Source organism: Rosettibacter firmus (genome assembly GCF_036860695.1).
Classification (GTDB): domain Bacteria; phylum Bacteroidota; class Ignavibacteria; order Ignavibacteriales; family Melioribacteraceae; genus Rosettibacter; species Rosettibacter firmus.
On record NZ_JAYKGJ010000001.1, the window covers coordinates 705,837 to 718,613 of the forward strand.

A 12,777-nucleotide genomic window follows, 5' to 3' on the forward strand; every position below is an offset into this window, starting at 1 on the left:
AAAAAGTGGTAGTAATTCTCGAAAAACATGCAACACCAGAACAAATTGAAAATGTTATAAAACATCTTGAAGCATATGGCTTTCAGGTACACAAATCGGTTGGAGCCGAAAGAACAATTTTAGGTGCAATCGGTGTCAAACCAAATTTTGATATTAGAAACATCAGTATACTTGATGGTGTGGAAGAAGTATATCGAATAACCACACCATATAAATTAGCAAGTAGAAGTTTTAAAGAAGAAAATACAATCATAAAAATAAAAGATATTGAGATTGGTGGTAATAAAGTTGTGATGATGGCTGGTCCCTGTTCAGTTGAAAGTGAAGATCAAATATTTAGACTTGCAAAAATAGTAGCAGAATCTGGTGCAAAAATACTTAGAGGAGGTGCATTTAAACCAAGAACTTCCCCATACTCTTTTCAAGGTCTGGGCGAAGAGGGACTCAAATTAATGAGAGCAGCAGCTGATGAATACAATCTTCTTGTAATTACCGAAGTAATGCAAATCAGTCACATCGAATTGATTGAACCTTATACTGATATATTTCAGGTTGGTGCAAGAAATATGCAGAACTTCCCATTACTAAAAGAATTAGGAAATGTAAATAAACCTGTTATGTTAAAAAGAGGAATTGCAGCTACAATAGAAGAATGGTTAATGTCTGCAGAATACATTTTGAGTGGTGGAAATAATAATGTAATGTTATGCGAAAGAGGCATCAGAACATTTGAAAATTATACAAGAAATACATTTGATTTATCTGCAATACCTGTTGTTCATAAAAAAAGTCATTTACCTGTTATAGCCGATCCATCTCATGCAACAGGAATGAGAGATCAGGTACCTCCAATGGCTCGAGCTGCCGTAGCTGCAGGTGCCGATGGATTAATGATTGAAATTCATGATGATCCGGAAAATGCATTATCTGATGGTCCACAGGCATTGTATCCAGAAACTTTTTTAAATCTTATGAAAGAATTAAAATTAATTGCACAAGCAATAGGCAGGGATCTATAATTGGAAATAAAAAAAATATCAATACTTGGTTTAGGATTAATTGGTGGTTCTCTAGCAAAAGCTCTTAAAAGAGTAAATCCCGGTTTTTATATTTCGGCTTATGATCGACCAAATATTCTTCGACTTGCTACAGAAGACCAGGTTATTGATAGCCAATTAAATTCCATTAACGAAGCCCTTGATTCAGATTTGATATTCCTGTGCTTTCCGGTTGAAACATCAATTGAAACTTTTAAGCAACTATTACCAAAATTAAAAGAGAATCAAATTATAACAGATGTGTGTGGAGTAAAAGAAATATTTCATCAGATATGGCAGGAAAATAACTCAAAAGGATTTTATATCGGTGGTCATCCAATGACTGGAAAAGAAAAAAGTGGTTATGAAAATTCCGAATCCACACTCTTTGAAAATTGTATTTATATTTTAAGTGATAATGCACAAGACTTTTTATTTATCCAGAAGTTTACAGATATAATTCATCAAATTGGTGCAAGAATAACTTTTCTAAATCCCAAAATACACGATATTATTGTGGCTGCTGTAAGTCATCTACCTCAATTAGTAGCTGTCTCGTTAATTAATTCTGCTGCATTAAAAGATGGTGATATAAATTTCTTTGACTATGCAGCAGGTGGCTTTAGAGATATGACAAGAATTGCTTCGAGTGATTTTACAATATGGGAATCTATAATTAAACTCAACAATAAAAACATTCTTCAAGCAATTGATAATTTTATATTTGACTTAGAAGAAATTAAAAAATCAATTATTAAAAACGACCTTAAAAAGATTGCTCAAAAATTTGAAAGTGCAAGAAATAAACGAGATGAAATTCCCAAAAACACAAAAGGATTTTTATCCCCTCTTCATGATATATTTGTATTCGTTAAAGATGAACCTGGTGTTTTAAGCAAAATTACTACTGCATTATTTCATGCTGGAATTAATATTAAAGACATAGAATTGCTTAAAATTCGTGAAGGTACTGGTGGAACTTTTAGAATATCATTTGAAACAAAAGATGCTGCAGATAAAGCAAAAGAAATTATGGAAACGCTGGGATTTACAACAAGAATATGAATTAATAATGAAAATAATTTTCTAATTAACTATTTTTGTGCCGCATTTTTAAGTATAAGGAGAAACTAATGGCAACAACATCAGACTTCAGACCAGGAATGGTTATTAGATGGAATAACGAATTATGGACAATTGTAGAATTTCAACACGTTAACCCTGGTAACTGGCGTGCATTTGTACGAACAAAACTCAAAAATATGAAGACAGGTCGTGTTCTTGAAAATAGATTTCGTGCTGGTGAATCTGTTGACGAAGTAAGAGTTGAAAGAAGACAATTTCAATACCTTTATAGAGATGGTGCAGATTATGTTGTTATGGATAATGAAACTTTTGAACAAATGAATATTTCACCAGACTTAATTGGTGAAGGACAAAAATTCTTAAAAGAAAATACTGTAATTGATATATTATTTGATGATACCCGTATTGTTGCTATAGAACTTCCAATATTTGTTACACTTGAAGTAACACAAACAGAACCAGGTGTTAAAGGTGATACAGTATCAAATGTACTCAAACCTGCAACACTTGAAACTGGAGCAGTTGTAAATGTACCGCTTTTTATTAATGAAGGTGATAAAATAAAAATTGATACTCGAACTGGTGAATATGTTGAAAGAGTAAAAGAGTAATTGACTTTATTTAGTAGCTATTACAACCTGTACCAATCGAAATGTGAGATAGTATTTTTCTATATTATTAAAACCACAATCTTTCAAAAGTTTTACTAAATCAATTTTATTTTCAAAATCACCAACGGATTCTGGTAAATACCTGTAAGCTTCTTTGTCTTTAGAAATAATTTTACCGATAAATGGAAGAAGATTATTAAAATAAAAAAGATAAATTTTTTTGATAACAGGATTAGAAGGAAGACTAAATTCTAAAATTGTAAGACATCCATTTGATTTTAATGTTCTATAAAATGAAATAAAACTTTCTCTTATATCATAAAAATTACGCACACCAAAAGCTACAATTATATTAGTAAAAGTACCTTCCTTAAATGGTAAATTTTCAGCACTACATTGAACCAATCTTCCATGACTCCACTTAGCTTTTTCTTTAAAAAGTTTTAACATATTGATAGAAAAATCTGCTCCAAAGATATTTTTAACTCCAGATTCTTTAGCTTTAATTGCAAAATCGCCAGTACCACAAGCTACATCCAGAAGAATCGATTCTGAATTTAATCTGCTTAGCTTTATTGCTTTTTTACGCCAGTAGTAATCAACTCCAAAACTCAAAAGGTGATTTAAGAAATCATATCGATGAGAAATTGCATCAAATATTCTTTTAACTTTATTTTTCTTTTGAAATGAATCCATCTTAATAATCTCGATTATTAAAACCAACTATTCTCTCTAAAACCCTCACTTACACTAATCCACCAGTTATATATATATTTTCCGCTCCATAATGTAAGTAGCATAAAAATAAAACCACCAATTAAATCAACTACATAGTGATATCTCAAATAAACAGTTGCAAAGATTAATAGTATTCCATCAACAATAAAAAAATATTTCATTCTACTTTTGAATTTTATAGAAAGAATCATAACAAGCAAAGTCATTTGTGTATGTCCACTTGGAAAAACATCTCTCTGTACGAATTTTGCAGGATCTATAGCCCCCTTTGGAATTGATTCTCCCAAGTTGATTACTTCTCTTAAAAAGTTTGTTAGAAATATTCCTGGTAATTCAATTTCTTTACTATCAAAATTATGTAGTGTAAATCTTGGACCTATGGCTGGCACTAAAATATAACCTATGTATGAAAGTATAAAACCATAAACGATAATAAAAACAGAATAATCAAGCTCTTTAAATTTTCCTGTAAGTATAAAATCCACTCCAAGTATAATTGGCAGAAAGAAAAAAGTGGAATATGCAATTTGAAGTAATTCGGTTAAATAAGGATTGGCAATCTTGTATAATTCATAAGTGGGATCTGTTTTGAAAATCATTCTATCTATTTTGATAAGAATATCATCATAAATAACTCCACGTATAGGATCGATGATATAATAAAGTTCTTTAAAGAAAATTAATATAAGCGGAACAAGATACCAGTAATGAAAATGTTTCCAGACAATGCTATTCCCTTTCCGATCTTTGTAAGAAATAAAAATAACATATGAAATGATCAAAATGTTGATAACTAAATTTCCTTTCCAGTGATTTATTTTTCCGATGTAGATAATATTAAGAGCTGATAAGAATAAACAAAAAAGAACCACAATGAAATCTGTGGGCGTAATATTCAGCTTAACTTTATGAGAGTCTTTCATGAACAATATTTTTAGTGAATTATTCTATAAATTTTTTTCTATATACTTATATAACTCAACAAAGTCTTTTATAGATAAATCTTCTGCTCGTTTAGAAAGCAGATGAGATATTGAATCAGATGAACTCCTTGAAATTATGGTGCGAAATATACTATTACTTAATGAATTTTTTAAAGTCTTTCTTCTATTTCCAAAAGCGGCTTTTACTACACTTATAAATAATTTCTCATCAACATCTTCCTGTAATGAGTCATAAAATCTAATTTTAATTAATGCAGAATAAACTTTAGGTTTTGGATAAAACACATTTGGAGAAATTTTAAAACAAAATTCTGTTTGAGCAAAAAAATTCAAAAGCACACTTAATAAGCTGTAATCTTTTGTGCCTTCTTTAGCAATAATTCTTTTAGCCACTTCATATTGAACCATCAATAGTGCATCACTTACAAATTTTCTTTCGTCAATTAACTTAAATAAAATTGGCGAAGTTATGTTATAGGGAATGTTACCAATAATTCTTAGTTTATTATTAGACTCAACAAAACTTTCCAGTTTAATTTTCAAAAAATCTTCGTTGATAATTTCAAGCTCAGGAAATTTCTCTGCTAATTTTTTTACGATTCTTTTATCAATTTCTACAGCTATAAATTTTTTTGTTTTACCAATTAATTCAGATGTTAAAGCACCCCTTCCAGGTCCAATTTCCAGAACTAAATCTTCACTTTGCGGATTAAATTCATCAATTATTTTTTGAATTATATTTTTATCAAATATATAATTTTGTCCAAATCTTTTTAATGGTTGAATTTTTTCATCCATAGATTTCTTTTTATAAAATTCTTTAATTCATGATGTATAATTAATTATATTTGATAGTCAATGTAAATAAAATTTATATGTTTGAAATAATATTTCTTATAGCATTATCTCTATATTTTATTCAACTAATAATATTTACTATTGGTGTAGGGAAAAAATACCCTAAAATAAAAGATGAACTACTTCCCAATATAACTGTAGTTGTAGCAGCTCGTAACGAAGAAAATAATATTCTCGATTGTCTTAAATCTCTTGATAATCTAATCTATCCTTCAAATAAAATAGAAATTATAATAATCAATGATCACTCAACCGATAGAACAGGTGAAATCATTGAAAATTTTATTAAAGACAAACCCAAGTTTAAATTAATTGTTCCCAGCAAACAAATTGGTTCACTTAAAGGAAAAACCAATGCACTCGCCAATGCAATTAAAATAGCAAAAGGAGAAATTATTCTTACAACAGATGCAGATTGTATTGTATCCCCTACATGGGCAAAAACTCTTGTTTCATATTATCAAAAAGATGTTGGATTAGTTGGTGGTTTTACCACTCAACAAGATTATAATGCTTTTGCAGGTATGCAGGCTATTGATTTTATTTTTTTATTAACTGTTGCATCAGGTGCATTGAATCTTGGAAAACCATTAAGCTGTATTGGCAATAATATGTCCTACAGAAAAAGTGCTTACGACGAAGTAGGTGGATACGAAAGTTTACCATTTTCTGTAACAGAAGATTTTAATTTGCTAATGGCAATTAATAGATTAAAAAAATATAAAATAATTTATCCACTTGATGCTGGAGCACTTGTAACATCAAAACCATGTCCAGATTTAAAAACTCTTTACTGGCAGAAAAAAAGATGGGGCGTTGGTGGAATTGAAAGTGATATAATTGGTTATCTGATAATGTTATGGGGATATATTACTCATGTTTCAATGATACTTACACCATTTCTTTTTTCTTTCACTGCATTATATTTATGCTTTTTCAAAATTTTTATTGATTACTTTTTTATTTACCCTGTTTATAAGAAATTAAATCTAAAATTAAAATTTAAGCACTTCTTAGCATTTGAAATTTATTTTATTATCTATGTTATCATTCTTCCCTTTATAGTATTTATTAACCCCAAAGTAAAATGGAAAGGGAGAGAATATTAAAACAATTACTTATCAACTTTTATAAGTAAATGATTATGAAACTTAAAATTATAGTTCTGCTTTCATTAATATTTCCTTTACAACTTTTATCTCAAAAAACAATTGAAATATTTCCAGACAAGCTAAATATCCAGCCATTAACTGCGAATATTCTGGAACCAAAACTTGGTTTTCTTTTTCAATTATCGAAAAACGAACTTAGATTGGATATTGGAAATTCAATGGATATTATTCAATTTCAGAATGGTGAAACAACTTATTCACTTGGTGCTGATTTATTTACCTATTCACTCTTAAGGAGTGAAAAAAATTTTCATTTCCCTGTTGATGCTATTGATTATCTATTTGGTTTAAATTTTGGTTACACAAAAAAAATGAGAGAAGACAAATTTGGAGTAAGATTTAGATTAAGTCACATCAGTGCTCATTTTGTGGATGGACATTATGATGGTTCTAACAATAAATGGCGTGATAATTTAAATCCTCGTGTTTATAGCAGAGAATTTATTGAAATTGTTCCTTTTTATTCTTTTAATTCGCTTAGAGTTTATGCTGGTTTTACATATATTTTTCATGTAGACCCTGATTATATAAAAAAAGATAATTATCAACTTGGATTCGATTACTTTATAAAAAAAATTTCATGGAATAATTTAAATCCCTTTATCGCTTATGATCTTAAAATTATTCATATAAATAATTATTCAACAAATCATTCTTTTTCGGCAGGAATTAAATTTGGTAAACCATTTGAAAAAGGTTTAAGTGCTTATTTAAATTTCTATTCAGGTAAAAATGTACATGGCGAATACTTTGATATTAATAAAAAATATTTTGCATTAGGAATAAATCTGGACTTATAAAAATGGACGAAAACTTTTCAGCAGAAATTAGAGATTACTACACTCCTAAAGAAAATAAAAGTTCATATTTAATTCATCTTATTCTTTTAATCATCACTTTTTTAACAACGATTATTGCAGGTTTAGAATGGACAACAGGAAAAATTGGACCATATGAGATAACAGACTTCACAAAAGGTTTGCCTTATGCTATATCAATTATTTTTGTTCTCGCCTGTCACGAATTTGGTCACTATTTTGCTGCAAAGTATCACAGAGTTAAAGCAACACTTCCTTATTTCATTCCTTTTCCTCCAATACCAGGCTTCTTTAATTTTGGAACAATGGGAGCTGTAATAAGAACAAAATCTATTACACCAAATAATAAAGCAATGTTCGATATTGGTGTAGCTGGACCAATATCTGGATTTATTGCATGCATTATAGTTCTAATTTATGGATTTACTCATTTACCTCCTGTTGATTATATACTTACAATTCATCCAGATTATTTTTCACCTGAATATGGAAAAGACACAATTAATCTTGAATTCGGAAGTACACTAATTTTTGAAATACTAAAATATTTATTTACTAAACCTGGAGATTTTATTCCTCCAATGTCAGAAGTTTATCACTATCCTTATTTATGTGTTGGCTGGTTTGGATTATTTGTCACTGCAATGAATTTAATTCCAGTTGGTCAGCTCGATGGTGGTCATATAATTTATTCAATGTTTGGTGGAAAAATACACGAAGCTATAGCTGGAATATCAATGATTATATTAATGATATTAGGTGCAGGTGGTATAATAAGCAGTTTGTTTGGATTACCTTTTGAGTTTGGCTGGAGTGGATGGCTCTTCTGGGCATTGATCTTATTTTTTGTTATTAAAATTAAACATCCCCCCGTTCCCTATTTTGAAAAACTTGATAATAAAAGAATGATTCTTGGCTATATCGCAATTGCAATTTTTATTCTTTCATTTTCACCTACACCTTTTATTATTTCATTATAAATCAACTTGACATTGTTATTAAGCTTTGTCTAAATTTGTTTTAATAATAAAAGGAAAAATTATAGAAAAAATTGCTACTACTAAAATTAACGAAACTTTTAAATCATAAAGGCAAGTTTTCTATGATTTTTCCTTTATTAAATCATTTCACAAAAACATTTCAATCATTGATAAAAGTCTTATACGTGAATAAAATAAAAATATCATTTGTTGTTCTATTAATTTCAATACTTGCCTGCGATGAAATACCAGATAATATCGTTGATCAAAAATTATCTAACACTTATGTAGAATATATCGAAGCTCCAGATGAATTTACTTATTTTAGTTCCGACTCTGCATTTGCTACATCAATCAAATTTAAAAACACAAATTCAGTTGACAATGTTTGGTTAAAAGTAACTTCCTTAGATGGTTCTTCAACTATTCACGAACAAATTTTTATGTCAGACGAAGGCGATTTATTTTTATCTGGCGATAAAGTAAAAGGTGATAATATTTTTACTGCACTCATTCCTATGAGCAAAAATTTTCCCAGTGGTAAATATTTAATCGAATATTATCTACAAAACAAAACTTCATATTCACAGGATAAATCACTAAAAGTTGCTGTTCATAGTTTTAATTACTCTAACACGCAAATTAATTTACCACCAGTAATTAATGAAATTATTGTACCTTCTACTGCGACTTATGGACAGAGAATAACATTAATGATTAAAGTACAGGATTCCAATGGCTTAAACGATATTTCTTCTGTTTATTATGAACTTTATAAACCCGACGGTACAAAAATGGTAAACAGTCAAGGAATTTCTCAATTTCCTTTATTTGATGATGGTAATACATCAATAAATGGAGATACTGTGGCTAAAGATGGCACTTATTCAGTATTTCTTACTTTCCCTTCTGGTCAACCTGCTGGTCAATGGAGATTTGAATTCTATGCTAAAGATAAAGGTGGATTAATCAGTAATAAAGCAATACACTATTTAATTCTGAATTAGAAAAAGAGATATTAAATGAAAAGATTGTTAATTGTATTATTTTTTGGTAGTCTGACAATAAATCTTTTTTCACAAAACTTACCTAAAAGTTTTTCTTTTACAAGTGATTCAGAAACAATTAATGATTTTCCAGCAAGTAACTCAATTGAACGAATTTTATTTGTAGAAGATACAATCTGGATTGCAACATCAAAAGGTTTGAGTAAATCTACAGATTATGGAAATACCTGGATTAATTTTTATCGACATAAAGATTTTGGTGAAGATGGTGTTTCGGCTATAGGATATTATAATGGAACAGTATGGGCAGCTACGTGGAAGATGGATAATATAGCAGGCTCAAGTGTTCCTACTGGAACAGGACTTCACTATTCAACAGATTTTGGTAAAACCTGGAACAACATTAAACAACCAGTTGATGATCCTAGCGATTCTATTATCACTTATGGAATCAATAAAATTCGTGCTCTTCCTGTTACTGTTCCACAACAAAATTTTGTTTATGATATTGCATTCACAAAAAACACAATCTGGATTGTTTGCTTTGCAGGTGGATTGAGAAAATCAACTGATATGGGAAAAACCTGGCAACGAGTTGTTCTTCCACCAGATAATCTGGATTCAATTAAACCAACTGATACTTTAAAATTTTCACTTCAACCTGTTGCAGGTAAATTTGGTAAAGAATCTTATTTGAATCATAGAGCATTCTCTTTATTAACAGTTGATGATACAACAATTTATGTTGGTACTGCTGGTGGTATTAATAAAAGTACTGATGGTGGTATAAGCTGGATTAAATTTAATCATACAAATCAAGAACAACCTATAAGTGGTAATTTTATTCTTTCAATTCAACACAATAAGTTTGATAATTCTATCTGGGCTGCTACGTGGAAAGCCGAAGGTTTAGATGAATATTATGCATTAAGTTCTTCAAATGATGGTGGCAAAACCTGGAAAACTTTTCTTACAAACGAAAAGATTTTAGATATTGATTTTAAATACTACGGAGATGCAAACAATTATACACACGCTGATATTTTTGCTGCAACCGAAAATGGTTTGTTTCGATCTAACAATTCAGGCAAATCCTGGCTTGCTGTTCAAGAAATAATTGATAGTAAAACTGGTCTTCCTATTAATATCAAAAATCAAAGATATAGAGCAGTAAAGGTTAAACAAAAAGAATCTGTTACAGATATCTGGATTGGTACACTTGATGGTCTGGTTAAATTTACAGATATCAACAATAACTGGGATGGTGAATGGAAAGTATTTCTTTCATCAAAAAAATTGAATACTTCAAATGATTCTTATGCTTTCCCAAATCCATTTTCTCCTGATGAGGAAGTTGTTAGAATAAAATATAAAATTGAAAAAAGTGCTAATGTTACTATAAGAATTTTTGATTTTGGAATGAATTTGGTAAGAACTCTAATTCAAAATGTAAACAAAACTTTAAAAGGTGAACAAATTGAGTTCTGGGATGGAAAAGACGAAAATGGAAAGATTGTTCCAAATGGAGTTTATTTTTATAGAATTGATATCGATTCAAACGAACCATTATTTGGTAAAATAATTGTATTAATGTAATAACAAATCACGGTATTATATTGAAAAAAATATTTTTAATATCATTGATATTTACATCTATCATCATTTCACAAACTCAATACTCTCCTATCAATAGTATGCCAGGTGCATTTAGCAGAATGGGATTTGGTGCACGTGGAATGGGAATGGGAAATGCAATGTCAGCTGTTAAAACAGGTAATCTGGTTTCATATTATAATCCAGCTCTATCTGTATTCCAGGAAAATAATTCATTTCAAACATCATATTCTTTTCTTTCTCTGGATAGAACTCTGAGCTTCATCAACTTTACAAGAAAATTCGAATTCAAAAAAGAATCATCAACCAATGAACATCAACAATCTAAATCTGTTGCAGGCATAAGCTCAGGCTTTATTATTGCTGGAGTATCGAATATAGATCTACGAGACAATGAAGGTGAAATCTTCGACAACATTTCAACTATGGAAACACAATTTTTTATTTCACTATCAAATAAGTTTTCAAAAAAGTTTGCTCTGGGAATTGCATTCAAATTTTATTACTATAGATTATATAAAGACATTATTTCAACTGCCTTAGGAGTGGATATAGGAGCATTATATTCAGTCAATGATAATTTAAATTTTTCAATTGTTGTTTCAGATTTAAATAGTGCTTATAAGTGGGATACTGGAAGCATTTATGGACAAAATGGAAATACAACTAAAAACAAATTTCCTTTACTAAAAAAATTTGGTGCTTCATATAAAATTCTTAAACCAGATATTATAGCAGCAATTGAACTTGAAAGTAGTAATGCTAATACAAATTACTTAAGAGGTGGAATTGAATATAATATTATTCGTGATTTATACTTACGTTGTGGTTTAGATAGATTTAATTTATCAAATACTGAAACACCTATGCGACCTTCTTTTGGCTTTTCTTATTTTTATGAAATAAAAGATATGAAATTTGGTATTGATTATGCTTTTGTAATCGAACCTTATTCTTCAAGTGATCAACACATAATTGGCATTAATATTAATTTCTGATGGTTATGAAAAAGACATTATTTATATTACTTATTAGTTCAATCATTTACGCACAGAATATTACTACGGGATTATCTTTCTTAAAAATTGGTTCTGGTGCAAGAAATATTTCAATGGGCGATTTTGGAATGATATCATCAAATGATTTGAATAATGGAATTTACAATCCTTCTGTAATTGCATTCGAACCAAAAAATAGACTTTCTTTTACACACAATACTTTGTTCAATGATTTAAAATCTGAATTGTTTACAGGAAGCATTATATTATTTAAAATTCCACTTATGTTTGGAATAAATACAACAAATATTTCTGATATCGAAATCAGAACTAAACCTGGCGAAGCAGACTCAAAATTTGATGCTCATTATTTTTATGGTAACTTAACAACTGGTTTTAAAATTTATCAAAATATTTTTGCTGGCGTATCATTCAAATATATTTATGAAAGCCTTTTCTCTGACGATGCAACTGGATTTGGTTTCGATTTTGGATTAAGCTATAAAGATTTAATTAAAAACTTAAATGCTGGAATATCATTTCGTAATATTGGCTCAATGAAACAATTGAGAACTGAACCAACAAAATTGCCTAAAGATTTGAGACTTGGTGCAACTTACAATATCAATTTAGTTGATTATAATTTAGACATTAATACTTTAGCTGGTTTTCAAAGCTATATTGATGATAATTCTTCTCATTTCCATTTTGGAATTGAAATTAATTACTACGAAATTTTAGCTCTAAGAGGTGGATATATAACAGGGTATGATTCAAAAAATATAACTGCAGGGTTTGGAATTTTATTCAAAGGAATTAATTTAGATTATGCATATGTTCCATATAAATATTCTCTGGGAGATTCACATATTATTACTTTCACATATACATTTTAATCATTAATAATATTAAAC

The 12,777-nt window shown here is 29.1% G+C and carries 13 protein-coding genes; 10 read left to right on the forward strand and 3 right to left on the reverse strand.

What is annotated here, in order from left to right; genetic code table 11:
- Positions 1-5 precede the first annotated feature (5 nt).
- From aroF to efp, 3 genes are all read left to right on the forward strand, one after another.
- Positions 6-1,019, forward strand: a complete 1,014-nt coding sequence (gene aroF / locus VJY38_RS03050) for a 3-deoxy-7-phosphoheptulonate synthase (protein ID WP_353679197.1) — start codon at positions 6-8, stop codon at positions 1,017-1,019.
- Complete coding sequence (locus VJY38_RS03055; RefSeq protein WP_353679198.1) at positions 1,020-2,102, forward strand: prephenate dehydrogenase/arogenate dehydrogenase family protein; 1,083 nt, start codon at positions 1,020-1,022, stop codon at positions 2,100-2,102.
- Positions 2,103-2,170: 68 nt separating this feature from the next.
- A complete protein-coding gene (gene efp / locus VJY38_RS03060; protein WP_353679199.1) occupies positions 2,171-2,734 on the forward strand; it encodes an elongation factor P in 564 nt (187 codons plus the stop codon).
- Positions 2,735-2,740: 6 nt separating this feature from the next.
- Here efp and ubiE read toward each other — a convergent pair whose 3' ends face one another.
- Genes ubiE through rsmA form a run of 3 tightly spaced genes read right to left on the reverse strand, consistent with a single transcriptional unit; the run spans position 2,741 to position 5,214 of the window.
- A complete protein-coding gene (ubiE, locus tag VJY38_RS03065; RefSeq protein ID WP_353679200.1) occupies positions 2,741-3,430 on the reverse strand; it encodes a bifunctional demethylmenaquinone methyltransferase/2-methoxy-6-polyprenyl-1,4-benzoquinol methylase UbiE in 690 nt (229 codons plus the stop codon).
- 17 nt (positions 3,431-3,447) lie between these two features.
- Positions 3,448-4,395, reverse strand: a complete 948-nt coding sequence (locus VJY38_RS03070) for a phosphatase PAP2 family protein (RefSeq protein ID WP_353679201.1) — start codon at positions 4,393-4,395, stop codon at positions 3,448-3,450.
- Between the two features lie 24 nt (positions 4,396-4,419).
- Positions 4,420-5,214, reverse strand: a complete 795-nt coding sequence (gene rsmA, locus VJY38_RS03075) for a 16S rRNA (adenine(1518)-N(6)/adenine(1519)-N(6))-dimethyltransferase RsmA (protein WP_353679202.1) — start codon at positions 5,212-5,214, stop codon at positions 4,420-4,422.
- Positions 5,215-5,291: 77 nt separating this feature from the next.
- Between rsmA and VJY38_RS03080 the strand changes: the two genes are divergently transcribed.
- From VJY38_RS03080 to VJY38_RS03110, 7 genes are all read left to right on the forward strand, one after another.
- Positions 5,292-6,383 (forward strand): glycosyltransferase, encoded by a 1,092-nt coding sequence (locus VJY38_RS03080; protein WP_353679203.1) that lies wholly within the window; start codon positions 5,292-5,294, stop codon positions 6,381-6,383.
- 35 nt (positions 6,384-6,418) lie between these two features.
- Complete coding sequence (locus VJY38_RS03085) at positions 6,419-7,246, forward strand: DUF1207 domain-containing protein (protein ID WP_353679204.1); 828 nt, start codon at positions 6,419-6,421, stop codon at positions 7,244-7,246.
- A 2-nt stretch (positions 7,247-7,248) separates the two neighbouring features.
- Positions 7,249-8,244: a site-2 protease family protein gene (locus VJY38_RS03090; protein ID WP_353679205.1), complete on the forward strand. Its 996-nt coding sequence runs from the start codon at positions 7,249-7,251 to the stop codon at positions 8,242-8,244.
- 185 nt (positions 8,245-8,429) lie between these two features.
- Positions 8,430-9,251: a hypothetical protein gene (locus VJY38_RS03095; RefSeq protein ID WP_353679206.1), complete on the forward strand. Its 822-nt coding sequence runs from the start codon at positions 8,430-8,432 to the stop codon at positions 9,249-9,251.
- A gap of 15 nt (positions 9,252-9,266) precedes the next feature.
- Complete coding sequence (locus VJY38_RS03100) at positions 9,267-10,847, forward strand: WD40/YVTN/BNR-like repeat-containing protein (protein ID WP_353679207.1); 1,581 nt, start codon at positions 9,267-9,269, stop codon at positions 10,845-10,847.
- Positions 10,848-10,867: 20 nt separating this feature from the next.
- Positions 10,868-11,863, forward strand: a complete 996-nt coding sequence (locus VJY38_RS03105; protein WP_353679208.1) for a PorV/PorQ family protein — start codon at positions 10,868-10,870, stop codon at positions 11,861-11,863.
- Positions 11,864-11,868: 5 nt separating this feature from the next.
- Positions 11,869-12,759: a PorV/PorQ family protein gene (locus VJY38_RS03110; protein WP_353679209.1), complete on the forward strand. Its 891-nt coding sequence runs from the start codon at positions 11,869-11,871 to the stop codon at positions 12,757-12,759.
- The last annotated feature ends 18 nt before the right edge of the window (positions 12,760-12,777 follow it).

Excerpts from the sequence above, each read along its gene's own strand:
- efp (WP_353679199.1), top strand. The coding sequence starts at position 2,171 with ATGGCAACAACATCAGACTTCAGACCAGGAATGGTTATTAGATGGAAT.
- ubiE (WP_353679200.1), bottom strand. The coding sequence starts at position 3,430 with ATGGATTCATTTCAAAAGAAAAATAAAGTTAAAAGAATATTTGATGCA.
- VJY38_RS03070 (WP_353679201.1), bottom strand. The coding sequence starts at position 4,395 with ATGAAAGACTCTCATAAAGTTAAGCTGAATATTACGCCCACAGATTTC.
- rsmA (WP_353679202.1), bottom strand. The coding sequence starts at position 5,214 with ATGGATGAAAAAATTCAACCATTAAAAAGATTTGGACAAAATTATATA.
- VJY38_RS03080 (WP_353679203.1), top strand. The coding sequence starts at position 5,292 with ATGTTTGAAATAATATTTCTTATAGCATTATCTCTATATTTTATTCAA.
- VJY38_RS03085 (WP_353679204.1), top strand. The coding sequence starts at position 6,419 with ATGAAACTTAAAATTATAGTTCTGCTTTCATTAATATTTCCTTTACAA.
- VJY38_RS03090 (WP_353679205.1), top strand. The coding sequence starts at position 7,249 with ATGGACGAAAACTTTTCAGCAGAAATTAGAGATTACTACACTCCTAAA.
- VJY38_RS03100 (WP_353679207.1), top strand. The coding sequence starts at position 9,267 with ATGAAAAGATTGTTAATTGTATTATTTTTTGGTAGTCTGACAATAAAT.
- VJY38_RS03110 (WP_353679209.1), top strand. The coding sequence starts at position 11,869 with ATGAAAAAGACATTATTTATATTACTTATTAGTTCAATCATTTACGCA.